Origin of the sequence: Kitasatospora sp. NPDC048296, from assembly GCF_043201815.1 — a bacterium.
In the GTDB taxonomy this organism is placed as follows: Bacteria; Actinomycetota; Actinomycetes; order Streptomycetales; family Streptomycetaceae; genus Kitasatospora.
On the sequence record NZ_JBICZB010000041.1, the window covers coordinates 41,745 to 67,939 of the forward strand.

Sequence of the window (26,195 nt, forward strand, 5' to 3'; positions counted from 1 at the left end):
CTAGTACCAGCTGTGCGCCTGCCAGAACGACCAGGCACCACACGGGCTGCCGTAGCGGTCGTTCATGTAGCCCAGGCCCCACTTGATCTGGGTGGCCGGGTTGGTGCGCCAGTCGGCACCGGCCGAGGCCATCTTGGAGCCGGGCAGCGCCTGGACCAGGCCGTACGCACCGGAGCCGCTGTTGGTCGCGGTGTAGTCCCAGCCGCTCTCGCGCTTCACGATGTTGCTGAAGCACTGGAACTGGGCGTCGTTGCCGACGATCTGCCGGGCCATGTCCTGGACGGAGCCGGGAGTGACCGAGACGGGGGGCGTGCTGCTGTCCACCGCGGTCATCGCCGAACGCGCCTTGGAGCGGTTGGCGGCGGCGGCGTCGGCGGCGGCGCGCTGGTCGGCGGCGGCCTTGGCGGCCTTGTCCGCGTCGGCCTTGGCCTGGGCGTCGGCCTTCGCCTGGGCGTCCGCGGCGGCCTTCTGGCGCGCGGCCTCGTCGGCGGCCTTCTGCTCGGCGGCGGCCTTGGCGGCAGCGTCGGCGGAGGCCTGCTGGGCGGACGCCTGCTGGCTGATGTTGTCACTGATGCTCTGCGCCTGGGCGCCAGAGGGGACTTCGGCAAGCAGGGTCGCGCCGGCGACGTCGACCGTCTGCGTCGTCTTGCCCTCGCTGCCCGAGGCCATGCCCACGACGGCACCGACAGCGGTGACGGCGGTGGCGGAGACCACAGCAACTCCCCGGACCGAGATCCGAGTCACATGGATTCCTTCCAGCATCGCCCATGCGTGACCGTACGGGCGCAACATGCCCCTTGGCGCGGACCTCCGTTGGGTGCTCTGGTCACGGGAGGTGCTGGCCCGGCGTCCGGCCGAGGTGAGGCGACCGGGCGTTGGAATCGGGCGGCGTACGGCTCGTCGGTCTTCAATTGTGCGCCCACCGACCGAAGTTGGTGGACCTTCCGGGGCCTGACTTCCGGGGTCCGGAAGCCCTGCCGCGCCGTACGCGGGGCCTGACAGAACCCTCACCATGCCGCACCGGGCACTGTCGACGCAATTCCCTCCTGCGTGGCGCATGTCACATTCACCGCATGGGAGTTCCCCGGACAGAAAGCACTCGATGTGATGAAACGGGCGGGGCCCGCTCCGTCAGGAACGGGCCCGGCATCACGAGTTGACCTTTTTGTCCAACTATGTCCCGATCAGGGATGACTCACGGGTGGATGTCCTCCAGCATCTCCGTGACCAGCGCCGCGATCGGCGAACGCTCCGAGCGCGTGAGCGTGATGTGGGCGAAGAGTGGATGACCCTTCAGCTTCTCCACCACCGCCACCACACCGTCGTACCGGCCGACCCGGAGGTTGTCCCGCTGGGCCACGTCGTGGGTGAGCACCACCCGCGAGCCCTGGCCGATCCGGGACAGCACCGTCAGCAGGACGTTCCGCTCCAGCGACTGGGCCTCGTCCACGATCACGAAGGCGTCGTGCAGCGAGCGGCCCCGGATGTGGGTCAGCGGCAGGACCTCCAGCATCCCCCGGGCGATGACCTCCTCGATCACGTCCGGGGTGGTGACGGCGGAGAGGGTGTCGAAGACCGCCTGCGCCCAGGGGCCCATCTTCTCCGCCTCGGTGCCCGGCAGGTAGCCGAGCTCCTGTCCGCCGACCGCGTACAGCGGCCGGAAGACCATCACCTTGCGGTGCTGCCCCCGCTCCAGCACCGCCTCCAGCCCCGCGCACAGCGCCAGCGCCGACTTGCCGGTGCCGGCCCGGCCGCCCATCGAGACGATGCCGATGTCCGGGTCGAGCAGCAGGTCCAGCGCCACCCGCTGCTCGGCGCTGCGACCGCGCAGCCCGAACGCCTCGCGCTCGCCGCGCACCAGCCGGACCCGCCCGTCGCCGGTGACCCGGCCGAGCGCCCGGCCGCGCTCCGAGGTGAGCACCAGTCCGGTGTGGACCGGCAGTTCGGCGGCGCCCTCGACGTCCACCGCGGCGTCGTGGCCGGCCGCGAACAGCGCGTCCACCTGGTCGGCCGCGACGTGCAGCTCGGACATCCCGGTCCAGCCGGAGGTGACCGCGAGCTCGGCCCGGTACTCCTCGGCGAGCAGGCCCACCGAGCTGGCCTTGATCCGCAGCGGGAGGTCCTTGGAGACGACGGTGACGTCGTAACCCTCGGCCTGCAGGTTGCGGGCTACCGCCAGGATCCGGGTGTCGGCCTCGCCGCCGCCGGCCCGGTAGCCGACCGGCAGTATCGAGACGTCCGAGTGGTTGAGCTCCACCCGGATCGTCCCGCCGAGTTCGCCGACCGGGATCGGCTCGTCGAGCCTCCCGTAGCGGATGCGGTAGTCGTCGAGCAGTCGCAGCGCCTGGCGGGCGAAGTAGCCCAGCTCCGGGTGGTGCCGTTTGGCCTCCAACTCGGTGACGACCACCACCGGAAGGACGACCTCGTGCTCCTCGAAGCGGGTCATGGCGAGCGGGTCCGCCAGGAGCACGCTGGTGTCGAGAACGTACGTGCGCCGGTCTGGTGTCCGGCGGCTCTTGGAACTGACCACTAGGCCTCCAGAGCGGATGACCCTGCGTCATCCGCGGCATGCCGGCCCCCGCTGCCCCGGTGGCCTCGGGGCCGGACTGACTGGAGTATTCCCAGGCGAGGAGCGGTGCATTCGCGTCCCCGGCGAACTGACGGATCATTGCCGGTGAACGTTTGGCCTCACGCGGAGCCCGGGTAGGCAAGCCCTACGGCGGTCACTTCACCGCGCCGGGGCCTGCCTCTTGGAGCTCGGCGGACCCGGCGAGGATCCGAGAGACAGGCCCTTACAGCCCCAGCCGCCGGTGCCGCTGCTCGAACGCGCGCAGGGCGCGCAGGAAGTCGACCTTGCGGAAGGCCGGCCAGTAGGCCTCGCAGAAGTAGAACTCGCTGTGGGCGCTCTGCCAGAGCAGGAAGCCGGACAGGCGCTGCTCGCCCGAGGTGCGGATGATCAGGTCCGGGTCGGGCTGGTTGCGGGTGTAGAGGTGCTCGGCGATGTGCTCGACAGTCAGGATCTCGGCCAATTCCTCGATCGAGGTGCCGCGTCCGGCGTGCTCCTGGAGCAGCGAGCGGACGGCGTCGGCGATCTCGTGCCGGCCGCCGTAGCCGACCGCGACGTTGACGGTGATGCCGTCGATCGCGGCGGTCTGCTCGGCGGCGCGCTTGAGCACGTCGGCGGTGTGCTGCGGGAGCAGGTCCAGCGCGCCGACCGGGTTGACCCGCCAGCGGCGGGCAGCGGCCAGGCCGGTGACGGCGTCCTCGATGATGCCGAGCAGCGGGACCAGTTCGTCGGCCGGGCGGTCCAGGTTGTCGGTGGAGAGCATCCACAGGGTGACGACCTTGACGTGGGTCTCGTCGCACCAGCCGAGGAACTCGCTGATCTTGTCGGCGCCGCGCTGGTGGCCGTACGCGGTGGAGCCGCCGGCGGCCTTGGCCCAGCGGCGGTTGCCGTCCAGGATCACGCCGATGTGGTGCGGGGTGCGACCGAGGTGGACCTCGACCCGGCGGCCGTAGAGCCGGTACATCCCGCCCAGCAGGGTGCGCAGCCCCGGCGTCCGTTCGGCGACATCGCGCAGACCCATGTTTCCCGGCCCCTCCGTGCTCGTTCAGCTGGTGCGTCACCGCACCGGCGCAGCCTACTCCCGCGCGCTGGCGCGCGGGAAAGCCCCAGGTAGCGGTCTGGTCACGGTCCTGTACGAAGTCTGTCGCGACGGGTGTGTCCCGGGCTCCGCCGCGCCCGACCCGGCGCGGACACGGAACGGTCTCCGAATCCTTAAAGAATCCGTAAGCCGACGGTCGGATGCTTGACGACCGGCAATGGTCTAGTCCAGCTTTTGACCCGGGACGACAGCGAACTCCCGCGTCCCGCAAGGCTCACACCGGACCTCCCCTCCCCCACACGCGGCCGCCGCGCCCCCCACCGCGGCGGCCGCTCCTCCCCCAGGAGCGTCACCCCATGGCCCGTACGCTGAACCAGCCTGCCCACAAGCGCCGGCGCAGCCCCCTCCCGGCCGTCGCGGCCGGTGCCACCGCCCTCGCCCTGGCCGGCGGGGGGCTCGCCCTCTTCGCCGGGGGCGCCGGCGCGGCGGTCGGCAACCTGGTCACCAACGGCGGCTTCGAGAGCGGGCTGGGCGGCTGGTCCTGCGCCGGCGCCGCGACCGCCGTGTCCTCGCCGGTCCACTCCGGCACCGGCGCGCTGCAGGCCACCCCGGGCGCGGGCGACACGGCCGAGTGCACCCAGACCATCAGCGTGCTGCCCAACACCAGCTACACGCTGAGCGCCTGGGTGCAGGGCCCGTACGTCTACCTCGGCGCGCGCGGCACCGGCGGCACCGACCCGTCCACCTGGTCGAACCAGAACGGCTGGAACCAGCTGTCCACCACCTTCACCACCGGGGCGAACGCCACCAGCGTCACGGTCTACCTGCACGGCTGGTACGGACAGGGCGCCTACCTCGCGGACGACGTCGCGCTGGTCGGCCCGGGCGGCACCTCCACCCCGTCGCCGACGGCCACCCCCACCCAGACGCCGACCCCGACCCCGACCCCGACGGCGACCCCGACCGCCACCCCCACCGCGACGCCCACCCAGACCGCCACGCCGACCCCCACGGCCACCCCGACCGCCACCGCCACGCCGACCACCCCGCCGGCCACCGGCCTGCCCGCCCACGTGGTCACCGGCTACTGGCAGAACTTCGACAACGGCTCGACCCCGCAGCGGCTGAGCGACGTGCAGAACGCGTACGACATCATCGCGGTCTCCTTCGCCGACGCCGTGCCGACCCAGACCGGCGCGATCAGCTTCACCCTGGACCCGGGCCTGTCCAAGGCGCTCGGCGGCTACACCGACGCCCAGTTCCGCGCCGACATCAAGGCCAAGCAGGCGGCGGGCAAGAAGGTCGTCCTCTCCATCGGCGGCCAGAACGGCGCGATCACCGTCGGCGACGCCACCGCCGGGGCCAACTTCGCCAACAGCGCCTACGCGATCATCAAGGACTACGGCTTCGACGGCATCGACGTCGACCTGGAGAACGGCGTCCAGGCCGGCCCGCTCGGCGACGCGCTGCACGCCCTGCAGGCCAAGGCCGGCCCCGGCTTCGTGCTGACCATGGCCCCCGAGACCATCGGGATGTACAGCACCTCCGGCGCCTACTTCCAGCTGGCGCTGAACACCAAGGACATCCTGACCGTCGTCAACACCCAGTTCTACAACTCGGGCGGCATGAACGGCTGCGACGGCAAGGTCTACAACCAGGGCACGATCGACTTCATCACCTCGCAGGTCTGCACTCACATCCAGGGCGGTCTGCGGCCCGACCAGGTCGGCATCGGCGTCCCCGCCTCCGGCAAGGCGGCCGGCGGCGGCTACGTCGACCCGTCGGTGGTGAACAACGCGATCAACTGCCTGGCCACCGGCAACAACTGCGGCAGCTTCGTGCCGCCGGCCAAGTGGCCCACCATCCGGGGCGCGATGACCTGGTCCACCAACTGGGACGCCAACAACGGGAACGCCTTCTCCAACACGGTCGGCCCGTTCGTCCACAAGATGCCGTGAGTGGATCCGGATCCAACTCCCTCCGGCGCGCCGCTCCTTGAGGGTGGGGCTCGCGCGCCGACGGCGGGGCCCGTCGTACCGACTCCGGTACGACGGGCCCCGTCCGTCACCTGCTCACCTGGCCAACACCGCGGTGAGCGCGCCGAGCAGCAGGAACGGGCCCACCGGGACGTCGAGTCCGCGCCACGGGCGCCGGCGGATCAGCAGGGCTGCGGCCCGCAGGGTGGCCCAGAGTCCGGCGAGCACCACCGCGGCGACCAGCCCGCCGATCGCGACCCACCAGCCGTACCACCCGAGCAGCCCGCCCAGGGCGAGCCCGAGCGGGGAGTCACCGGGTCCCAACGCGCCGATCTGAACGGCCACTTCGAGCAACGCCCCGACCGTCAGCGCGACCAGCAGGCAGCGCAGCAGCACCCCCGGGCGCCCCTCGGCCAGCGCCGCCGCCGTCAGCAGCACGGCCACTCCGGCCAGCAGCGCCAGGTTCAGCCGGTGCGGCAGCCGGTGCACCCGCCCGTCCACGAAACCGAGCGCCACGCCGAGCGCGCCCGCCCAGCCCAGGGCCATCGTCTGCGGCCCGTCCGCCGCGCACGCCACCGCGACCGCGACCGCCGCCGTGACCGCCTCCACCGCTCCGGCACCGGCGCCCAGCCGCCCCCGGCAGCCCGGGCAGCGCCCGGTCGGCGGCAGCAGCCGCACCACTCGCCCGCACAAGGGGCAGGCCCCGCACCAGGGTTCACCCTCCGGTACGGCGAAGTAGGCGATCAGCCCGCGCAGCGGCGGGGCCACCAGGAGACCGACCAGCACCGCCGCGACCACGACCGGTACCACCGGCACACCCCCTCCTCGATCCGACGCACCGGCCACATCCTCCCCCGCCCGGGGTGTGCCGTCCGTCTCGTTCCGAACAGGATCGCGCCCGCGTTCCTCGCGTACGGGAGCATTCCGGACATCCGGCCACCGGTTTGGAAGGCGACCGGACACCCCCGCCTGTCGATCCAAGGGGGCCACTCCGAACGCTTTCACCCGTCCCCGGGATACCCGGTACGGGGCCCCGGCGTACCCCTAAAGTAAGCAGGCATGCAGGTCATCCAGTCCACGAAGCTCGCCAATGTCTGTTACGACATCCGCGGTCCGGTGCTCGACGAGGCGATGCGACTGGAGGAGCAGGGCCACCGCATCCTCAAGCTCAACACCGGCAACCCGGCCACCTTCGGCTTCGAGGCACCCCCGGAGATCCTCCAGGACATCCTGCGCAACCTCTCCAACGCGCACGGGTACGGCGACTCCAAGGGCCTGCTCTCGGCCCGCCGCGCGGTGGTCATGCACTACGAGGACCGCGGCCTGCACGGGCTCTCGGTGGACGACGTCTTCCTCGGCAACGGCGTCTCCGAACTGATCCAGCTGGCCATGACCGCGCTGCTGGACGACGGCGACGAGGTGCTCGTCCCGGCGCCGGACTACCCGCTGTGGACCGCCTCGGTCTCGCTGGCCGGCGGCACCGCCGTGCACTACCGCTGCGACGAGCAGGCCGAGTGGTACCCGGACCTCGCCGACATCGAGGCCAAGGTCACCGACCGGACCCGGGCCATCGTGGTGATCAACCCGAACAACCCGACCGGCGCGGTCTACCCTCGCGAGGTGCTGGAGGGCATCGTCGAGATCGCCCGCCGGCACCAGCTGGTGGTCTACGCGGACGAGATCTACGACAAGATCCTCTACGACGACGCCGAGCACGTCCCGCTGGCCACCCTGGCCCCGGACCTCTTCTGCGTCACCTTCAACGGACTGTCCAAGGCCTACCGGGTGGCGGGCTTCCGCTCCGGCTGGATGGTGCTCTCCGGCGACCGCAACCGCGCCCACAGCTACGTCGAGGGCCTGACCGTACTGGCCTCGATGCGGCTGTGCGCCAACATGCCCGCCCAACACGCGGTGGCCGCCGCGCTCGGCGGCCGGCAGTCGATCCGCGACCTGGTGCTCCCCGGCGGACGCCTGCTCGCCTCGCGCGACGCCGCGTACCGGCTGCTCAACGACATCCCGGGCGTCAGCTGCGTCAAGCCCAAGGGCGCCCTGTACGCCTTCCCGCGGCTGGACCCGAAGGTCTACAAGATCAAGGACGACGCCCAGATGGTGCTCGACCTGCTGCGCTCCCAGCGCATCCTGCTGGTCCAGGGCACCGGCTTCAACTGGCCCGAGCCGGACCACTTCCGGCTGGTGACCCTGCCCCGCCCCGAGGAGATCACCGACGCCGTGACCCGGATCGGCGACTTCCTGGCCGGCTACGCCCAACCTTGACCTCTCCTTTAACCACGAACCACCGGCCGGACCGTAGGATTCCCGCGCGTCGGCCGCCCGGGTTCCTCTCCGGGCCGTAGGGGGACGGGCCGGTCGGCGGTGTGCCGGAGGCCCGGGCCGACGCGGACACCGGGTCGCTCGACGGCCCAGGAGGTGCCGCTCCCCTGCCCCCACTCCTCCGCAAGGGACCGGCCCGACTTGACCATCCGCATTCCGCTCACCCCTGCCCGCGCCGCCGCAGCCGTCTCCGTCGCCGCCGTCGCGCTGACCACCGCCCTGCCGGCCACGCCCGCCACCGCGTACAGCGGCGGCTTCCGCACGCCGACGTCGAGCACCCTCGTGAACGCCAACTCCGGCAAGTGCCTGGAGATCGCGGACTGGCGCACCGACGACGGCGCCCCCGCCCGCCAGTGGGACTGCACCGGCGGCGCCAACCAGCGCTGGGACTACCGGCTGGCCAACGGCATCATGATGCTGGTCAACCACAACTCCGGGAAGTGCCTGGAGATCGCGGACTGGCGCACCGACAACGGCGCCCCCGCCCGCCAGTGGGAGTGCACCGGCGGCTGGAACCAGGGCTGGAACTACTCCGGCGCCATCGGCCCGAACAATGAGCTCGGTCTGACCAACCTCAACTCGGCCTTCCTGCTGGAGATCGCCGACTGGCGCACCGACAACGGCGCCCCGGCCCGCCAGTGGCAGGGGTCCACCGCGGGCGTCTGCCAGGGCAACCAGGCCTGGATCACCGCGATCACCCGCCTCTGACCGCGCTGCGGCGGCGCCGGACGAGGCGCCGAAGAGCGGCGCTGAAACACGGTGCTGGAGAACGGTCCTGAAAAACACTACGGCCGGAGTCCCGGCCCGGGCGGTCTCCTTGGTCGGGGAAAGACCGCCCGGCGGAACTCCGGCCGTCCTGTCACTCGGCGGGCGCGCGGTTCGTGCCGCGCGCCCACCTCTCGCTCGGTTGAGGCTCAGGCTCAGCCGAGGCGCGCGACCAGGCTCCGGTACTCGTCCCACAGCTCCTTCGGGGTGTGGTCGCCGAACAGCTCCAGGTGGGCCGGCACCAGCGCGGCCTCCTGGCGCCAGATGTCGGCGTCCACGGTGAAGAGCAGGTCGAGGTCCTCCTCGGACAGCTTCAGGTCACCGAGGTCGAAGCCGTCGACCGTCGGCAGCACGCCGATCGGGGTCTCGACGCCCTCGGCCTTGCCCTCCAGCCGCTCGACGATCCACTTGAGCACGCGGCTGTTCTCGCCGTAGCCGGGCCAGACGAACTTGCCCTCGGCGTTCTTGCGGAACCAGTTGACGTAGTAGATCTTCGGCAGCTTGGCGGCGTCCGCCTGGGCGCCGACCTTCAGCCAGTGGGCGAAGTAGTCGCCCATGTTGTAGCCGCAGAACGGCAGCATCGCGAACGGGTCGCGGCGCAGCTCGCCGACGGTGCCCTCGGCGGCGGCGGTCTTCTCGGAGGCGATGTTGGCGCCGAGGAAGACGCCGTGCTGCCAGTCGAAGGACTCGGTCACCAGCGGGACGGCGGTGGCGCGGCGGCCGCCGAACAGGATCGCCGAGATCGGCACGCCCGCCTGGTCCTCCCACTCCGGGGCGATGGTCGGGCACTGCGCGGCCGGGACGGCGAAGCGGGCGTTCGGGTGGGCGGCGGGGGTGCCGGACTCGGGGGTCCAGTCGTTGCCGCGCCAGTCGATCAGGTGCGCCGGGGGCTCCTCGGTCAGGCCCTCCCACCACACGTCGCCGTCGTCGGTGAGGGCGACGTTGGTGAAGACGGTGTTGCCCCAGAGGGTTTCGATGGCGTTGGCGTTGGTGTCCACGCCGGTGCCGGGGGCGACGCCGAAGAAGCCGGCCTCGGGGTTGATGGCGTACAGGCGGCCGTCCTCGCCGAAGCGCATCCAGGCGATGTCGTCGCCGATCGTCTCGACCTTCCAGCCCGGGACGGTCGGCTGGAGCATGGCCAGGTTGGTCTTGCCACAGGCCGACGGGAAGGCGGCCGCGACGTACTTCGGCTCCGCCTCGCCCGCGGAGCCGGCCGGCGGGGTGAGCTTCAGGATCAGCATGTGCTCGGCCAGCCAGCCCTCGTCGCGGGCCATGGTCGAGGCGATGCGCAGCGCGTAGCACTTCTTGCCGAGCAGGGCGTTGCCGCCGTAGCCGGAGCCGAAGGACCAGATCTCCTTGGTCTCCGGGAAGTGCGAGATGTACTTGGTGCTGTTGCACGGCCACGGCACGTCCGCCTGGCCCTCGGCCAGCGGGGCGCCGACGGTGTGCACGGCCTTGACGAAGTCCCCGTCCTCGCCGAGCTGGTCGAGCACGGCCTGGCCCATGCGGGTCATCACGCGCATCGACACCGCGACGTAGGCGGAGTCGGTGATCTCGACGCCGTACGCGGCCAGCGGGGAGCCGACCGGGCCCATCGAGAAGGGCACGACGTACATCGTGCGGCCCTTCATCGCGCCGCGGAACAGGCCCTGCTCGCCCTGGAAGATCTCCCGCATCTCGGCGGGGGCCTTCCAGTGGTTGGTCGGGCCGGCGTCCTTCTCCTGCTCGGAGCAGATGAAGGTGCGGTCCTCCACGCGCGCCACGTCGGACGGGTCCGAGGCGGCGTAGTAGGAGTTGGGGCGCTTCTCCTCGTTCAGCTTCTTGAAGGTGCCCTGAGCCACCAGCAGGTCCGCGAGGCGCTGGTACTCCTCGTCGGAGCCGTCGCACCACTCGATGTGGGCCGGCTGGGTGAGCTCGGCGATCTCGCTCACCCAAGCGAGCAGCTGCTTGTGGCGGGTGGGCGCGGATGCGCTGAGAGCAGAGATCTCGTACGACACGATCGCTCCGTTTCACGCCGACTCGGCGAGGAGACGGCGTTGCGGGGGTCTGAGGGTGCTTGCAGCGTAGCCCCGGCCTCCGGGCCTGAATGCGGCGCATCGGCGAAATTGACGCATCTTTTACTACAGTAAGTACGATTACCGGCCAGTAGCAGGTCGCTCACGGAGGGGCCGGAGTGCGCGGCGCCACACTCCAAATGCTCCAAAACGTCTAAGAGTGATGATCACCACTTCACTACGCGCCAGTAACCTACGGATGCGTAGGTAGCGGGTAGCATGCTGCGCATGACTGCTGCCGCGCTCGCCGAGCGCCTCCCGGAGGGCCCTGCCGAGAACAGGGAGGGCAAGCCGAAGTGGCGCGGCTGGCTGCACGCCGGGATGTTCCCCGCCACGGTCGCCGCCGGGATCGTGCTGATCTGCCTGGCCGGCTCCACACCCGCCAAGATCGCCTGCGCGATCTACTCGGTCAGCGCCTGGATGCTGTTCGGGGTCAGCGCGGTCTACCACCGCTTCAACTGGGGCCCGCGCGGGGACGCCGTCCTGCGCCGGCTGGACCACTCGAACATCTTCCTGATCATCGCGGGCACCTACACGCCGTTCACGATCCTGCTGCTCAAGGGCAACAGCCAGCAGGTGCTGCTCTGGGCGGTCTGGGGCGGGGCGCTCGCCGGGATCGCCTTCCGGGTGTTCTGGGTCGGCGCGCCGCGCTGGCTGTACACGCCGGTGTACATAGCGCTGGGCTGGGCCGCCGCGTTCTTCCTGCCGGACTTCCTGCGCACCGGCGGGGTCGCCGTCCTGGTGCTGATGATCGTCGGCGGGGTGCTCTACAGCATCGGCGGCGTGGTGTACGGGCTCAAGCGGCCCGACCCCTCACCGCGCTGGTTCGGCTTCCACGAGGTGTTCCACGCCTTCACCCTCGGAGCCTTCATCGTGCAGTACGTCGGCGTCTCACTGGTGGCGTACAGCACGGCCGGCTGAACCCGGCGCGTTCCGACGGGCGGTCGAACGGTCCACGGACCGGGCGGCCGCCCGTTCCGCCGTCCAGGGGCGCTCGTACGGGGCCCGGCCCTGCGAGCGGTGCGGGTACGACGGGTGGTCGGCGGCGCCGGACTCCGGCTGCCGGACCTGCGCGGGCTCGACCGACGGCGGCGCGAACTCCGGCGCGAACTCCGACCCGGACTCCCGGCCCGCGGCGCGGGCGGCCTTCGCGCCCCGCCCACGCGTCTCCCGCGCGTCCAGCGCCTCGCGCGCCCGGCGACAGCGCTCGCAGTGTGCCGCGTGCGGGGTGCCGCGCCGCGGACGGTGCCCGGCCGGGGAGGCCTGCTGGTGCAGGGCGCGCCAGCGGCGCGCGACGTACACCATGAGCAGCAGCACCTCGGCCCCGGCGACCCCGAGGACCAGCGCGGCGCCGTTGATCAGATAGGCCGCGACCACGGCCAGCGCGGAACCCACCACCACGGCCGCGCCCCACACCTGGGCACTCGCCTGCCTGTCGTCACTGTCGGCCACTTCGGCTTCCCCTTTCCCGGCGCCGGGCTCGTGGTCGGCTCCTGCCGCCCCACCCCTTCTCCGCTCTCGGCGTGCGTCGGCCGGCACTGACCGATTGCCACATGGTATCTACCGACAGTCACTCGGGACTGCCTCCGGGCGGCGAACGACAGATCAACGTTGCGTCAATTCCGCGTGCGGAAGCAGCACTTCCAGGACACATCACGGACCGTGTCGATACAACTACGCGCCTACGGTGCGGAGTCATGTTGACGGTTGCCATCTTTTGAGAGTTACTGTCATTTGAAAGTGACTCCCTTTCGAATGGCTCTGGAGGTCACCGTGCCCACCGCTCCGCCCGCTTCCGCCACCACCGCCGGGGTCGCCGACCCCCGCCGCCGGCTCGCCCTGGTCGCCGTCGCCCTCAGCGTCCTGGTGATCAGCTTCGACATGACGATCCTCAACGTCGCCCTGCCCACCCTGGCCTCGCAGTTACAGGCCGACACCGGGCAGCAGCAGTGGATCGTCGATGCCTACACCGTGGTGTTCGCCGCCGCGATGCTCCCGGCCGGACTGCTCGGCGACAGGTACGGCCGCCGCCGCACCCTCACCACCGGCCTCGCCCTGTTCGCACTCGCCTCCGTCGTCGGCATGCTCGCCGACTCCCCCGGCACCCTGATCGCCGCCCGCACCGGAATGGGACTGGCCGGCGCACTCGTCATGCCGATGTCGATGGCGGTCATCCCCGGGCTCTTCCCCGCCGCCGAACAGCGCCGGGCCACCGCCGTCCTGGCCGCCTCGCTCGCCGCCGGCGCCCCGCTCGGGCCGCTCATCGGCGGCTTCCTGCTGCAGCACTTCTGGTGGGGCGCGGTCTTCGCGATCAACGTCCCGCTGACCGCGATCGGCATCGTCGCCTGCGTCCTGCTGCTGCCAGAGAGCCGCAACCCCGCCGCACCCCGGATGGACCTGCCCGGCACCGCGCTCGCCGCCGCCGGGCTGAGCGCGCTCACCTACGGCATCATCGAGGGCGCCGACGCCGGCTGGGGGGACCCGGCGGTGGTCACCACCCTGGTCGGCTCGGTGCCCCTGCTCACCGCGCTGGTGCTGCGCAGCCGCCGCCGGCGCGACCCGATGCTCGACCTCGCCCTGCTCGCCGACCGGGCCTTCCGCTGGTCCGCCGTCGCGGCCACGCTGATCTCGCTCGTCCTGTTCGGCGCCTTCTTCGTGCTGCCCCTCTACTTCCAGAGCGTGCTCGGCACGGACGCCCTCGGCTCCGGACTGCGGCTGATGCCGATGATGCTCGGCCTGTTGGTCGCCGCCAAGCTCACCGACCGGCTGGTCAGCCGGATCGGCGCCCGTGCCGTGATCACCCTCGGCCTGGCCCTGCTCGGCGGCGCGCTGCTGTTCGGCAGCCGGACCGGCCCCACCGACGGGTACGGGCGGGCCGCGGTCTGGCTCACCGTCCTGGGCCTCGGCATGGGCCTGTCGCTGATCACCGCCCAGGCCTCCGCCCTGGTCACCCTGCCGCCCGCCAAGGCCGGGGTCGGCTCCGGACTGCTCCAGACCCTGCGGCAGGTCGGCGGTGCGATCGGCATCGCCGCCTTCGGCAGCCTGCTCACCGGCGCCTACCGGGGCGCGCTGGACACCGGTGGACTGCCGGCCGAGGCCGCGCACCGGGCCGGGAAGTCGGTGGTCGCCGCCGACGCCGTCGCCCGGGCCTCCGGACATCCTTCGCTCAGCGCCTCCGCGCACGCGGCGTACGTGCACGGGATGACGGTGGTGCTACTGGTCTCCGGGCTGGTCGCGGTGGTCTCAGCGGTGCTGGTCGCGGCCCGGATGCCGGCCGGCGGGGATGCCGGCATGCATGTCGGCGGGGATGCCGACGCGGCCGCGGCCGCGCCCGAACACGTCGCCGCCGGAGATCGCCGATAATCGTCGCCATGACTCCCAAGCAGCCGACCGCGGCCCTCCCGGACGCCCCGACCAACCCGGTCCAGGCGCTGTTGGAGGCGCCGCTGTCGCTGCGCGAGCGCAAGAAGCTGAAGACCCGGCAGACCATCCGCCGCGAGGCCTACCGGCTGATCTCCGAGCAGGGCTACGAGAACACCACGGTGGAGCAGATCGCCGCCGCCGCCGAGATCTCGCCGTCCACCTTCTTCCGCTACTTCGCCACCAAGGAGGATCTCGTCCTCTCCGACGAGTACGACCCGGCGATGGTCTCCGCCCTGCTGGCCCGCCCCGCCGACGAGCCCTTCCTCACCTCCTGCCGGGAGGCGATCATCGACCTGATCCGCGCCCTGCTCCAGCACGAACGCCAGGAGCTGCTGACCCGGATGCGGCTGGTCACCGAGGTCCCCGCGCTGCGCGCCGGCCTCGACCGCTCCGGCAACAGCCCGCGGGAGCTCTACCTCTTTGTCCTCACCCGGCGGGCCGGCGTCGAGGAACCCACCTACGACATGCGGGTCACGGCCGCCGCCATCGGCGCCGCCACCACCGAGGCCGTGCTGCAGTGGGCCGCAGCCGACGGCCGGGAGGACATCGCGGACCTGGTCGACCACACCTTCGCGCTGCTCGGGAGCGGCTTCGCGGGGGTGTGAGCCCTACGCCGGGGTGTGAGCCCTGGCCTGAGGAAGAGGAAGGGGCGGGGCCCGACCGGCCGGACCCCGCCCGGCGTCAGCGGCCGCTCCGCCTCCGCCGCAGCACGGCGCCCGCGCCCACCAGCGCGGTGGCGCCCAGCGCCGCGGCCGCCGTCACGGCCGGCAGCTCCGAGCCGCTGCCCGCCGCCTCCCGCTGCGGCGCGGCGTCCACCCGGTAGCCGCCGCCCTCGCCCGCCCGGTCGTACGCCGAACCGGGCAGCTTGTCCCCGTACCGCTGGTGCACCAGCTGCTGGTACGCGGCCAACGACAGCCCGCCCGCGCCCACCGAGCGCTTCGCCTCCTCGTCCAGCGGCAGCACCCGGCCGTCACGCAGCACGTACCAGGCGTTGACCTGCGGCTCGCGGAAGGCCGTGCCCCCGCCGCTGTCCGCCGCCTTCGCCGCGTAGTCGCTCTCGTCGCCGCCGGAGGCGATGTTGACCACCCGCCAGGCGTCACCCTGACGGACCGTCCAGACCGAGGCGGTCTGCCCGTCCGCCGCGACCACCTTGCTCGCCGTGAACGCGGCCTTCGCCACCGGCGCGCCCGGGGTGCCGGCCACGAAACCGGCGTCCAGGGTGTAGACCGGCACGGTGTCCCCGGCCAGCCGGGGCGCGGAATCGCTCGCCGCCCTCGCCTCCTCGGCGGCGCCGATGGTCAGCTGCCGGGTCGGCGGGACGCCCTTGCGGGCGAAGAAGTGCCCCACCTTGTCCAGCACCGCGGGGTCCTGGACCGCGCCGCGCGCCTGGGCCAGGTCTGCGGCGGGCACCGGTTCAGGGGCGGCGTCCCTCGGGGAGTCGGCCTGCGCGGCCGGGGCCGGTGCCAGCGCGAGGCCGGCGGCGAACAGGGCGGTCACGGCGGCCCGACGGGCCTTGCTGAGCTCGGTCATGGTCGCCCCTCACGCGCCGATCCGGTACAGGGAGTGGGTCCACGAGAACGTGTCGTTGTTCACGTAGTACCAGTAATCCGCCCAGTTGTAGCGGTAGTTGGACGGCCACGGGTCGCCCCAGTAGACCCAGTTGTTGCCGGTGTCGTAGCCGTACAGGACGTGCATGTGCCCGCCGCCCGAACTCCACTGGATCCGGGTCTCGATCGGCCGGTTGGCGTCCACCTCCGACTGCACCGTGCCGTAGCGCAGGTAGCCGGTGACGTACGAGCCCGGGGTGATACCCACCCAGTCCAGCCCGTTCTGCACATCGGCCAGCGTGGCCTGGCTGTTGGGGCAGCTGGAGTCGATCGAGCGGCCGAACGCGGCGTTGCAGAACTGGTTCTGGCTGTAGTCGTAGCCGAACCAGGTGGCGATGGTGTTCCCGCTCGCCGCCCAGCACCAGTTGGTCTGCTGTTGCTGCTGCATGGAGATGTTGAGCTTCTTGAACGTGCCGGCCAGATCGGCCGTGCTGCCGGGCTCGGCCGCCCGGCGGACCTGCGCCGGAGCCCGGTCCTGCGTGGGGGCGGCGGCCGCGGGGGTGCTCACCGCGGCGGTCAGCGCCGGGCCCAGCACGCCGAGGGCGAGCAGGGAGACCGCGCGGCGCAGTCGTATCCGTGGAACTGGCATGGGGGAAATGCCTCCTTGCACGAGCGTTGCGAAGTGCTGTGTGGGGGCGCGGTCCGGATCGCGCCCCGAGCATCGCGCCGTTGTCGGAGGCTGGTCAACGGGCTTCGCTCCGGCCCGAGTTCAGGTGTGAACGGACCGGCCCGGATGTGAACGGCGCCCGGGAAACCGCAGCGCCGCCTGCCCGGACCGGTGACAAACCGGCGAACCGATGTGAATATTCACGGTCAAAACCCGGTTCCGAGACCGCCCCTCAGGAGGCCGACATCCACCGGAGCGACCCCGCCGACCTCGCCGCCGCCCTGCGCACCGGCCCCTTCCATCTCGCCCTGCGCACCGCCATCGCCGCCCGCGGCCTCGCCCTCCACCGCATCCGCCGCCACCTCGCACTACGCGGCGTCCACGTCGGAGTCACCAGCCTCAGCTACTGGCAGCAAGGCCGCCGCCGCCCGGAACGCCCCGAATCACTGCGCGCCGTCGCCGCCCTGGAAGAAGTCCTCGACCTGCCCCACCACTCCCTCACCCGACTGCTCGGTCCCCGCCGCGCCGCCGTCACCACCGGCCCCCCGGTCCGCCCCTACCGCGACCTGATCTCCCCACCCACCGCCGTCGACGACCTGCTCACCACCCTGGCCAGCCCCCGCGACACCGGCCTCCACACCATCACCCACATCGAACGCATCCGCATCGGCCCCGACCGCCAACTCGCCCGCCGCGACTCCCAGCACGCCCTACGCGCCCACCGCGACGGCATCGACCGCTACCTCGCCCTCTACCAGGGCGACCCCGGCAGCGACATCACCCGCGTCGGCGTCCGCGCCGAGGAGAACTGCCGCCCCGGCCGCATCCGCCGCGACCGGGCCCACCACCTGCTCGCCGCCGAACTCCTCCTCGACCGCCGCCTACGCGCCGGCGACACCCACCTCCTCGGCTACGGCTTCGACGACGCGCCTTCCCCGGAGCCCAGCTGCGAATACGTCCGCGGCTTCAACTCCGGCGCCGGCCAGTACGTCCTCCAGGTCACCTTCCACCCCGCCGCGTTACCGGTGCGCTGCCACCGCTTCGCCCTGCACTCGCCGGGCGAAGCGCCCTATGAAACGGAGGAGTTGACCCTCGACGGGCACCGCTGCGTGCACCTGGTGGCGACGGCGGTACGGCCGTGCATCCTGGGGATCAGGTGGGACTGGGAGTGAGGGGGCGGTCAGTGCGACCAGTACGGGTCGTCGACGTCAGGGGCGGGTTCGTGCCCGGTCAGCTGCGGGCCGACCGGGGAGGCCCCGTAGTCCTCGGCGGGCCGGTAACGCACCCCGAACGCCTCTGCGCTCATGAGCACCTGCACGGTCGAGTCGGTCGTGGAACTGACCACCGAGAGCGTGAACAGGGTGTCTCCGCGTCCGGAACAGTTCAGGTCCGTGTAGCGCTTCGCGCCGGATTCCGCGGTATCTTCCGGTCGGCACTGCCCACCCCAGGCCTGCCTCATCCGGTCCAGCAGCACCGGAACCTTCGCCGGAGCCACCCTCGTCCGGACGGAGACCGAGGCCGTGACGCTGGACCGCAGGCTCGGCTCGCCGTCGGCGTGCTCCGGAGCGCGCTCCACGACGTAGACACCGCCGAAGTAGCTCAGCGACGGGCTGACCGAGCCCATGGCGGTTTGCAGGGTGTCGTCGAGCTGTCCCTTCTCCTCACGCGCGCTCCGGGCGGAGTCCCGGTCCATCAGTGCCATCGGACCGTACCCGTAGTAGAACAGCCCCACCCCCGTGGCCAGCACAACTACCGCTCCCACGGAACAGCCCAGCGCACGTCGCGGCCGCTTCACCCGCGCTGACCCTGCAGTTTGACGCCCCCGCTGCCGGTGACGACGGCCGCGATGTTGTCCAGCGAGGGCCCGCCCCGCCCGTTCAGGTACTTGGTGTGCGCGTCGATGGGGTTGCCACGGCTCCAGTCGTCGACGGTGAAGCGGTTCGCGCCGAAGTGCTTGCTCGACGGGTCCCGCCCGTACCAGCGCTCGTCCGGGGCGAGGCCGAACTTCGACGGGGCGTGCGTCACGATGTCGTTGTCGGCGGCACCGACCCAGACGTGGCCGGGGGGCATCTTGAGGTCGGAGGCCTTGTCCACGCCGACGCCCGGGCTGCCGATGAAGACCACGTCGTCCGGGGGCACGTAGTGCGAGCCCGGCTGGGTGGCGAGCTTGGTGGCCTGGCCGACCAGGTACGAACCGTAGCTGTGCCCGACCGAGGTGAGGTGCGGCGGCTGAGTGCCTTCGTGGCTCGCCCGTACCCCGCTCAGGAACTTGGCGTACTCCGGGGCGCCGTCCCTGCCCGCCTTCGTCGACGCGGCCCCGAGGTCCATCCCCGGCGAGTCGTACCCGAGCCAGACGACCGAGGCGACGGAGTGGCCGGCCGGAGCCTTGCCGCTCGCGGCGCGGTAGAGGTTCAGCGCGTTCTCCGCCTCGTTGGTCCCGTCGTTCTCCCCCGGCCCGAGGCTGGCCATGGTGGTGGTGATTCCCGGCACGTAGGAGGAGATGTCGGTGGCGGTGTCCGGGTTCCCGAACGAGAGGACCGCCCGGCCCTGGCCCTCGCTGCCGAGGCGCAGCAGGTAGATCGGCGGATCGCCCTTGCTGTCGCCAAGGCGGGCGTTGATCGGCCCGTAGAGGGCGAGGTTCGCCTTGTCACTGGAGTCCAGCGGCTGGCCCAGCTTCTGCTTGGTCCTGATGGAGTCCATCAGGTCGTTCAGGTGCTTGCGGTTCACCTGGTCCCGGACCTCCGCAGGGACGCCGTCGAGGTTGCCGAGCACCTCCGGGTGGTGGCTGAGGAACCACTGCTGGCCCTGCGGGCCGAGCCCCTTCCACCAGGAGTTGACCTCGGTGGGGGGCGCGTCCTTGAGGGGCATGTTCCGCTGCCACATCGGATTCGACGCATCGCCGAACTGGTCCATGTACGCATCGGCACTGGCCGTCTTCTCGTCCAGGCCCGACTTGTCCTTGGCGTGCCCCGCGAACAGGTTGAGCATGCCGGCCAGGCTGGTGTCGGCCTCGGCCGCGTCGGACAGGGCCTTGGCGATCTGCTTGCTGATCTCGTCGGCAGCCGCCTTCTGCTTGGCCTCCCAGTCCGGAGCCTGGTACGGGTTGGTCGACGCGGGCCAGCTCACGGCGCCGGTGTCGCTGACCGTGAAGCCCTTGGTCTGCGCCTCGAACAGCGCCTGGGTGAGCTCGCCCTGGGCGAGCGTCATGGCGTCGGCACAGTCTCGGATCCCCTTGCCGATGAGGCCGACCTCGGTCACCGCCGCGCGCATCTTGTCGGTGAGGCCGTCGAGTACCGGGAGCGCGGCGTCGGCCGTGGGCCCGGTCCACTGGGAACCGTGGACCCGGTCCGCGGTCCCGCACTTCCAGTCCGTGGCGTGCTGCGACATCGCCTTGGCGAGCGTGTCGTACGCCCCCGCCGCCGTGTAGAGGTCCGCCGGTTTGGCGTTTCGCAGGCTTGCGATGTCCATTCCTGATCCCCCCGTACGCCCTGTGTCCAACGCGACACTCACAGCTACCATAACGTCCGCAGCCGACACGGGGGCCAAGGGGAACCGATGGGACAGGATCCGGGATTCACGGTCAAACCAGGCGAGTTGACCGGTGCCGGGAACAGCGGGCTGACGGTCGCCGGGAAAATCCCCGACGAGACCGCGAAGCTGGCGGAGCCCAGCGGCACGGCCGCCGGGAGCCTCGCCGGCTGGCAGAGCGGGGCGGCGCTGACGGGGTGCAGCAGCGCGTGGAAGACGCTGCTGGACGGGCTCTCCGACGACATGAAGACGGCCGGCGGCCACCTGATCACCTGCGCACAGGGCTACCGGACCGCCGACCACCTGCCGTCGCCGACCACCGCGAAGGCGGTCTCCGACCCCTTCGAGACGAAGGTGGTCGGCGTGACCGGCGGCCATCTGACCAAGGACGCGTAACCGCGTCACCGCGCCTGGAAGTCCAGCACCAGGCAGTCCTCCACCGGCCGGTATCCGATCTGCTGGTAGATGGAGTTGCTGGTCGGGTTGGAGAGGTCGGTGTAGAGCAGCACCTCCTCCGCCCCCAGGCCGAGGACGTGGGCGGATGCGGCGGCGGTCACGGCGCTGGCGTAGCCGCGGCCGCGGCGCTCGGCGGGGGTGTAGACGGGGCCGATCCGGGACATCCCGGCGAGCACCGGGCTACTGCCGGCCAGGGCGACCGGGGTGCCCGCGTCCTCCCAGAGGTGGAGGCCGCCGGACGCGATCCTGTCGTCCACCGACCTTGCCACGTCGTGGGGTTGAATCTTGACTTCGAGCAGGAACTCCTGGTGCCAGCGGATCGCCAGCTCCCGGTCGGCCGGTCCGGCGAGCCGGTGGCGGCCGGCCGGCGGGCGCGGCGGGTCGGTCAACTCGCCGAGCCGGTAGAGGCGTTCGCTGACCCTGACGGACTGCTCGGTGCCGGTGGCCGCCGTCCAGGCCTCGCCGAAGGCGCGGACGGCGTCGGCTCCCCCGCTGACCCCGGCCACCTCGGTGAACTCGGCTCCGGCCTCGGCCAGCCGCACCGCCAGCTCGGCGGCCGCGGTCTGCGGCATGGCGGAGAGCCTGGGGGCGAACGGCGGCGTCTGGAGGAAGGCGCCCTCGATCGGGCCGCCCGGCTCGGCCTGCCACCATCCGAAGACCGGCGGGCGTTCCCCGAACACGTCGAGTCCGGCCTCGGCCAGTCGGTGGGCGATGGTGAGCAGGACGGTGTTCTCGGCAGAGCGGGCGGCCAGGAACTCACCGGCCTGCTCACGGAAGTCGTCGAGCGAGGTGCTGAGGGTCCAAGTCATGGCCCATGCTCGCCCCGGCCGACCCTTTCCCGCCAACGATTATCCGCCCGCCGACCACGCCGACCGGGTCTACTCGACCGCCCTCCCGAGCCGCTCACCGAGCACCGCCGGATCCGTGGCCGGCGTCTCGCAGGCGAAGTGCCGGCACACGTACGCGGCGGGCGCCCCGCCGACCAGCGGCCGGTCCGCGAGCAGGGGGACGTCGGTGTCCCCGGGCTCCCCCACCGCGACGACGGCGCCCGGCGCCGTGCCGAGCAGCGCGGCCCGCCGCAGCGCCGCGGTGGCCGGATCCCCGGTGGGGCCGACGACGGCGATCTCGCGCGGCCCGTCCAGCAGGGCTTCGGCGACGGCCAGGCCCCAGCCGATGAACCGGGGGGCCCGCCCGGCCAGCGCGCCGACGATGCCGAGGGCGCGCTCGGCGGCGGTGCGGTGCCGGTCGGAGCCGGTGTACGCGGCGTAGGTCAGCAGGGCGCCGGCGGCGGCGGTCCAGCCGGAGGGGGTGGCGTTGTCGGTCGGGTCCTGCGGGCGGCGGATGAGTTCCTCGGCGTCGTCGGCGGTGTCGTACAGCGCGCCGGAGGTCTCGTCGGTGAAGTGCTTGAGCACGGTGTCGAGCAGCCCGCCGGCCAGCTGCAGCCACGAGGTCTCGCCGGTGACGGCGTAGAGCGCGAGGAAGCCCTCGGCGGTGTCGGCGTAGTCCTCCAGGACGCCCGCGTTGGCGCCGGCCCGACCGTCCCGGGAGGTGCGCAGCAGTCGCCCGTCGGCGGTGAGGTGGACGGCGAGCAGCAGGTCGGCGGCGCGTTCGGCGGCGTCGACGAGGTCGGGGCGCTCCAGCAGGGCGCCGGTCTCGGCGAGCGCGGCGATGGCGAGGCCGTTCCAGGCGGCGACCACCTTGTCGTCGCGGGCCGGGGCGGGGCGGGCGGCCCGGGCCTCGGACATCCGGGCGCGGATCGTCTCGTACTCGGTGAAGTCCTCGGGGTCGGCGAGGAGTTGGAGTACGGAGGTACCGTGCTCGAAGGTGCCGTCGGCGGTGACGGTGAACAGCCGGGCGGCGGTGGCGGCGTCGGCGGGGCCGAGCAGGTCGACCAACTGGCCGGGCTCCCATACGTAGTAGGCGCCCTCGGCGGTGGCGCCGGTCTCCTCGTCCAGGCTGTCGGCGTCCAGCGCGGAGGCGAACGCGCCTTCGGGGGTGCGGAGTTCGCGCAGCAGGAAGTCGGCGGTGGAGAGCGCGACCCGGCGGGCGAGTCCGGAGCCGGTGGCCCGCCACAGGTGCAGGTAGGCGCGCAGCAGCAGGGCGTTGTCGTACAGCATCTTCTCGAAGTGCGGCACCACCCAGCCGGCATCCACCGCGTACCGGGCGAAGCCGCCGCCGAGCTGGTCGTGGATGCCGCCGCGGGCCATCGCCTCCGCGGTGCGCACGGCCATCTCCAGTGCCGCCGTCGAGCCGGTCCGGGCGTGGTGGCGCAGCAGGAACTCGATCACCATGGCCGGCGGGAACTTGGGTGCCCCGCCGAAGCCGCCGCGGTTCTGGTCGAACTCCCGGCTGAGGGCGACCAGCGCCTGGTGCAGGTCGGCTTCGCCCGGCGGGTGGTGGACGCCGGTCGAGTAGACGGTGGCCCGCTCGGCCAGGTCGGCGCGGATCCGCCCGGCGACCTCGCCGACCTCCTGGCGGCGGTCCCGCCAGGCGGCGTCCACGCCTTCCAGCACCTGCCGGAAGGACGGCATCCCGTGCCGGGGCTCGGGCGGGAAGTACGTGCCGAAGTAGAACGGCTCCTTCGCCGGGGTGAGGAACACCGTCATGGGCCAGCCGCCCTGCCCGGTCGCCGCCTGGACGGCCTCCATGTACACGGCGTCGACGTCGGGCCGCTCCTCCCGGTCCACCTTGACCGCGACGAACCGCTCGTTCAGGTATCCGGCGAGCTCGGCGTCCTCGAAGCTCTCATGGGCCATCACATGGCACCAGTGGCAGGCTGCGTAGCCGACGGACAGCAGCACGGGCACGCCGCGCCGCTCCGCCTCCGCGAAGGCCTCGGGGCCCCAGGGCCACCAGTCGACCGGGTTCTCGGCGTGCTGCAGCAGGTAGGGCGAGGTCGCGTCCGCGAGACGGTTCGGCATGCCCCCATCCTCCCGCATCGGGGCCCTGACGCGTGTCAGCCGGGACACGCGTCAGCCCGGGCCCCGCTCGCGCCGATCCCGCCGCCGGCCACCCGCCACCCACCGCCGGGCGCCCACTACCGGACACCCGCTACCGGATGCCCGCCGGACCGGCCTCACCGAAGCCGGTCCGCAGCGGGGGTCACTCCTTGGGAGCCTCCGGCTCCTCCGCGAAGTCGACCTTCTTGAACTGCCGGTTCATCGACTTGGCCAGGAACCACGTCGCCACGCCGAGCGCGGCGAAGACGACGAAGCCGAGGAGACCGGGGGTGACCTTGGCGTCGTCGACGGCGAGGTCAGCGGCGAGGTGGACGAAGTTCACGGGGGCGCTCATATCTCTATGGTGGCCCGGCTCACGGCGAGCCGGGCCGTCGGGGGTGGGTCAGTCGCGCGTGTCGGCGGCCTCGGCCACCAGGGTGGGGGTGCGCAGACCGGCGAACAGGTCGTCCTCCGGCAGGTCCACATCGATCAGGGTACGGGCGAGCTCGTAGTCCTCCGTGGGCCAGACCTCGCGCTGGACCTCCAGCGGGACGCGGAACCACGGCCCGTCCGGGTCGATCTGGGTGGCGTGGGCGATCAGCGCGCGGTCACGGGTCTCGAACCAGTCGTCGCAGCGCACCCGGGTGGTGATCTCGCGCTCCTTGCGGCCGCTCTTCTCCCAGCCCGCGATCCACTCGCCGTACGGGGAGTCGAGGCCGTGCTCGGTGAGGTACTGGTGCAGCGCGCGGATGCGGCCCATCGGGAAGCCGTGGTTGTAGTACAGCTTCAGCGGCTGCCAGGGCTCACCGGCCTCGGGGTACGCGTCCGGGTCCCCGGCTGCGTCGAAGGCCACCATGGTGATCTTGTGGGTCATGATGTGGTCCGGATGCGGGTAGCCGCCGTTCTCGTCGTAGGTCGTGATGACCTGCGGCTTGAACTCGCGGATCAGCCGGACCAGCGGCTCGGCCGCCTCCTTGACGTCCTCCAGGGCGAAGCAGCCCTCGGGCAGCGGGGGCAGCGGGTCCCCCTCCGGCAGGCCGGAGTCGACGAAGCCCAGCCAGGCCTGCTTGATACCGAGGATCGCCCGCGCCTCGTCCATCTCCTTGCGCCGGACCTCGTGGATGTTCTCCTCGATGTACGGGTCCCCCTGGAGCTTGGGGTTGAGAACCGACCCGCGCTCGCCCCCCGTGCAGGTGGCCACGAGCACGTCCACGCCCTGCTCGACGTACATGGCCATGGTGGCCGCGCCCTTGCTGGACTCGTCGTCCGGGTGGGCGTGCACCGCCATCAGTCGCAACTGCTCAGTCAACGCCTTGCGTTCCTTCCACATGTTCGGGCGTTCCGCGAAGTCCGGTCTGCCCACCGTACGAACCGCTCACTTCGGGACCGCGTCACCGCAAGGCCGGCCACCGGCCGGTGGTCGACCTTGCCGAGCCCCGCCCCCGCCGGACCGGCCGCGGGCGTGTCCCTCCTATAGTGACGGACTGGAGGAGCGTCGCATTCCCCCGCACCGCCCGCGCGGCCCCTCCCCGGGAAAGGACGTAGCCCGATGACTGCACAGAGCACCGCCGCCCAGCTGCCCGAAGGCCGCTACGGCCGGAGCGGCAACAGCGAGTCGGACCGCCGCCTGAAGGTGGTCGGCGCGGTCTGCGGTGTGCTCGCCCTGGGCGTGATCGCCTGGCTGGGCGGCTCGTACGTGCTGCGCGAGTCGAAGATCAACGGCTCGGTGCCGACCTTCCAGGTGCTCTCCGACACCGAGGTCCAGCTGCACCTGGCCGTGAGCAAGAGCGACGGGACGGCGGGCACCTGTACGGTCCGCTCGCAGGGCGACGACCACGCGGTGGTCGGGGTGGCGGACTTCCCCGTCCCGGCGGCCGGGTCGAGCTACGAGGCCACCGTCACCCTGCGCACCACGGCCCGCGGCACCACCGCCGAGCTGCTGGGCTGCACTCCGGCGAAGTAGGCGGAACGGCGCGGGGGCGCATATTCGTTCGGGAGAACGGGCATCCGTAGGAAGTCCCGTACACCGTTCCTGTACACCGTGGCGTAACACTGCCGTCAATGACCCACTGACGCCTCTCCCGCTTGTCGGCAGGACTTGTTAGGCTCGTGGTTTCGCCCCTTCCGCACCGGATGGTACGGGAGCGGGCGTTGCTTTGTAGTTACGACCGATATCACCGACAACCCTGCTGACGACTCACACCCTCAGCACAGCCCCAGCACCTACGAGGAGCACCCGTGACCCAGACCAGCGAGAACGTGACCTGGCTCACTCAGGCCGGCTACGACCAGCTCAAGGCCGAGCTGGACCATCTGACCGGGACCTGGCGCATCGAGATCGCCCAGAAGATCGAGGCGGCGCGCGAGGAGGGCGACCTCAAGGAGAACGCCGGCTACCACGCGGCGAAGGAGGAGCAGGGCAAGACCGAGCTGCGCATCCGCCAGCTGACCCAGCTGCTGGAGCGCGCCAAGGTCGGCGAGGCCCCGGCCGACTCGGGTGTGGTGGCCCCGGGCATGGTCGTCACGGTCGCCTTCGACGGTGACGAGGACGACCTGATGGAGTTCCTTCTCGCCTCCCGTGAGGTCGCGGGCTCCGACGACCGGGACGTCTACTCGCCGCAGTCCCCGCTGGGCCGCGCGATCGACGGCAAGAAGATCGGCGACGAGGCCACCTACGAGCTGCCGAACGGCAAGCCGGCCATGGTGAAGATCGTCAAGGTCGTGCCGCACGCCGGCTGATCCGGCCCCTGAACACCGCCGAGGGGGGGGGGGGGGGGGGGGGGGGGGGGGGGGGGGGGGGGCGGGGGGGGGGGCGGCCTGGCTGGGCGGGTCCGACGGCGCGGGCGCGAGCGTGGTGACGGGCAGCGGGTCCGCCCGGCGGGTCGGCGTGGACGAGGGCGTCAC

General features: G+C 71.9%; 24 protein-coding genes. 10 read left to right on the top strand and 14 right to left on the bottom strand.

The annotated features are described in order from the left end of the window. The 3 genes from ACGF12_RS23440 to ACGF12_RS23450 form a co-directional block, all read right to left on the bottom strand. Entirely contained in the window at positions 1-744 is a 744-nt protein-coding gene (locus ACGF12_RS23440) for a transglycosylase SLT domain-containing protein (RefSeq protein ID WP_393033308.1), read from the bottom strand. Positions 745-1,195: 451 nt separating this feature from the next. Next, a complete protein-coding gene (locus tag ACGF12_RS23445) occupies positions 1,196-2,530 on the bottom strand; it encodes a PhoH family protein (RefSeq protein ID WP_393033311.1) in 1,335 nt (444 codons plus the stop codon). 262 nt (positions 2,531-2,792) lie between these two features. Then, entirely contained in the window at positions 2,793-3,587 is a 795-nt protein-coding gene (locus ACGF12_RS23450) for an isoprenyl transferase (protein ID WP_380612162.1), read from the bottom strand. Positions 3,588-3,961: 374 nt separating this feature from the next. Between ACGF12_RS23450 and ACGF12_RS23455 the strand changes: the two genes are divergently transcribed. Continuing rightward, entirely contained in the window at positions 3,962-5,563 is a 1,602-nt protein-coding gene (locus ACGF12_RS23455) for a chitinase (RefSeq protein ID WP_393033315.1), read from the top strand. Between the two features lie 114 nt (positions 5,564-5,677). On the opposite strand, the gene ACGF12_RS23460 is transcribed toward ACGF12_RS23455, so the two are convergent. Then, positions 5,678-6,397: a prepilin peptidase gene (locus ACGF12_RS23460; RefSeq protein WP_393033318.1), complete on the bottom strand. Its 720-nt coding sequence runs from the start codon at positions 6,395-6,397 to the stop codon at positions 5,678-5,680. A 243-nt stretch (positions 6,398-6,640) separates the two neighbouring features. Between ACGF12_RS23460 and ACGF12_RS23465 the strand changes: the two genes are divergently transcribed. Together ACGF12_RS23465 and ACGF12_RS23470 are read left to right on the top strand one after the other, a co-directional pair. Next, positions 6,641-7,855 carry a pyridoxal phosphate-dependent aminotransferase gene (locus ACGF12_RS23465; RefSeq protein WP_393033321.1) on the top strand — a complete coding sequence of 405 codons (1,215 nt, stop codon included), beginning with the start codon at positions 6,641-6,643 and terminating at the stop codon, positions 7,853-7,855. 198 nt (positions 7,856-8,053) lie between these two features. Then, positions 8,054-8,620 carry an RICIN domain-containing protein gene (locus ACGF12_RS23470; protein ID WP_393033324.1) on the top strand — a complete coding sequence of 189 codons (567 nt, stop codon included), beginning with the start codon at positions 8,054-8,056 and terminating at the stop codon, positions 8,618-8,620. 212 nt (positions 8,621-8,832) lie between these two features. Here ACGF12_RS23470 and ACGF12_RS23475 read toward each other — a convergent pair whose 3' ends face one another. Further along, positions 8,833-10,674 (bottom strand): phosphoenolpyruvate carboxykinase (GTP), encoded by a 1,842-nt coding sequence (locus tag ACGF12_RS23475; protein WP_393033327.1) that lies wholly within the window; start codon positions 10,672-10,674, stop codon positions 8,833-8,835. 285 nt (positions 10,675-10,959) lie between these two features. On the opposite strand from ACGF12_RS23475, the gene ACGF12_RS23480 reads away from it, so the two are divergent. Then, positions 10,960-11,652: a hemolysin III family protein gene (locus ACGF12_RS23480; protein ID WP_393033330.1), complete on the top strand. Its 693-nt coding sequence runs from the start codon at positions 10,960-10,962 to the stop codon at positions 11,650-11,652. Here the strand turns inward: ACGF12_RS23480 and ACGF12_RS23485 are convergent. Beyond that, the gene (locus tag ACGF12_RS23485) at positions 11,623-12,183 is read right to left on the bottom strand and encodes a hypothetical protein (protein ID WP_393033333.1); all 561 of its coding nucleotides are present in this window, start codon (positions 12,181-12,183) and stop codon (positions 11,623-11,625) included. The two genes, ACGF12_RS23480 and ACGF12_RS23485, sit on opposite strands and share 30 nt — an antisense overlap. Before the next feature lie 303 nt (positions 12,184-12,486). Between ACGF12_RS23485 and ACGF12_RS23490 the strand changes: the two genes are divergently transcribed. Continuing rightward, entirely contained in the window at positions 12,487-14,094 is a 1,608-nt protein-coding gene (locus ACGF12_RS23490) for an MFS transporter (protein WP_393033336.1), read from the top strand. A gap of 8 nt (positions 14,095-14,102) precedes the next feature. After that, positions 14,103-14,759 (top strand): TetR family transcriptional regulator, encoded by a 657-nt coding sequence (locus ACGF12_RS23495; RefSeq protein ID WP_393033339.1) that lies wholly within the window; start codon positions 14,103-14,105, stop codon positions 14,757-14,759. Between the two features lie 76 nt (positions 14,760-14,835). On the opposite strand, the gene ACGF12_RS23500 is transcribed toward ACGF12_RS23495, so the two are convergent. Further along, complete coding sequence (locus ACGF12_RS23500; RefSeq protein WP_393033342.1) at positions 14,836-15,684, bottom strand: hypothetical protein; 849 nt, start codon at positions 15,682-15,684, stop codon at positions 14,836-14,838. A 9-nt stretch (positions 15,685-15,693) separates the two neighbouring features. Beyond that, positions 15,694-16,350, bottom strand: a complete 657-nt coding sequence (locus ACGF12_RS23505; protein WP_393033345.1) for a papain-like cysteine protease family protein — start codon at positions 16,348-16,350, stop codon at positions 15,694-15,696. Positions 16,351-16,613: 263 nt separating this feature from the next. On the opposite strand from ACGF12_RS23505, the gene ACGF12_RS23510 reads away from it, so the two are divergent. Beyond that, positions 16,614-17,540, top strand: a complete 927-nt coding sequence (locus tag ACGF12_RS23510; protein WP_393033377.1) for a hypothetical protein — start codon at positions 16,614-16,616, stop codon at positions 17,538-17,540. An 8-nt stretch (positions 17,541-17,548) separates the two neighbouring features. Here the strand turns inward: ACGF12_RS23510 and ACGF12_RS23515 are convergent, their stop codons facing one another. Together ACGF12_RS23515 and ACGF12_RS23520 are read right to left on the bottom strand one after the other, a co-directional pair. Then, on the bottom strand, positions 17,549-18,115 hold the full coding sequence (locus tag ACGF12_RS23515; protein WP_393033348.1) for a hypothetical protein: 567 nt from the start codon (positions 18,113-18,115) through the stop codon (positions 17,549-17,551). A gap of 44 nt (positions 18,116-18,159) precedes the next feature. Beyond that, on the bottom strand, positions 18,160-19,836 hold the full coding sequence (locus ACGF12_RS23520) for an alpha/beta hydrolase (protein WP_393033351.1): 1,677 nt from the start codon (positions 19,834-19,836) through the stop codon (positions 18,160-18,162). A gap of 87 nt (positions 19,837-19,923) precedes the next feature. Here ACGF12_RS23520 and ACGF12_RS23525 point away from each other — a divergent pair, with 87 nt between their 5' ends. Continuing rightward, positions 19,924-20,292: a hypothetical protein gene (locus ACGF12_RS23525; RefSeq protein ID WP_393033354.1), complete on the top strand. Its 369-nt coding sequence runs from the start codon at positions 19,924-19,926 to the stop codon at positions 20,290-20,292. Between the two features lie 5 nt (positions 20,293-20,297). Here ACGF12_RS23525 and ACGF12_RS23530 read toward each other — a convergent pair whose 3' ends face one another. From ACGF12_RS23530 to mca, 4 genes are all read right to left on the bottom strand, one after another. Then, positions 20,298-21,161: a GNAT family N-acetyltransferase gene (locus ACGF12_RS23530; RefSeq protein WP_393033357.1), complete on the bottom strand. Its 864-nt coding sequence runs from the start codon at positions 21,159-21,161 to the stop codon at positions 20,298-20,300. Between the two features lie 69 nt (positions 21,162-21,230). Then, positions 21,231-23,273, bottom strand: a complete 2,043-nt coding sequence (locus ACGF12_RS23535) for a thioredoxin domain-containing protein (protein ID WP_393033360.1) — start codon at positions 23,271-23,273, stop codon at positions 21,231-21,233. 181 nt (positions 23,274-23,454) lie between these two features. After that, complete coding sequence (locus tag ACGF12_RS23540; protein ID WP_387623549.1) at positions 23,455-23,646, bottom strand: hypothetical protein; 192 nt, start codon at positions 23,644-23,646, stop codon at positions 23,455-23,457. Positions 23,647-23,694: 48 nt separating this feature from the next. After that, positions 23,695-24,600: a mycothiol conjugate amidase Mca gene (gene mca / locus ACGF12_RS23545; RefSeq protein ID WP_393033364.1), complete on the bottom strand. Its 906-nt coding sequence runs from the start codon at positions 24,598-24,600 to the stop codon at positions 23,695-23,697. Positions 24,601-24,840: 240 nt separating this feature from the next. On the opposite strand from mca, the gene ACGF12_RS23550 reads away from it, so the two are divergent. Both ACGF12_RS23550 and greA read left to right on the top strand, forming a co-directional pair. Further along, a complete protein-coding gene (locus tag ACGF12_RS23550) occupies positions 24,841-25,254 on the top strand; it encodes a DUF4307 domain-containing protein (protein ID WP_393033367.1) in 414 nt (137 codons plus the stop codon). A gap of 275 nt (positions 25,255-25,529) precedes the next feature. Beyond that, positions 25,530-26,030 carry a transcription elongation factor GreA gene (gene greA, locus ACGF12_RS23555; RefSeq protein ID WP_380612143.1) on the top strand — a complete coding sequence of 167 codons (501 nt, stop codon included), beginning with the start codon at positions 25,530-25,532 and terminating at the stop codon, positions 26,028-26,030. Positions 26,031-26,195: the final 165 nt, after the last annotated feature.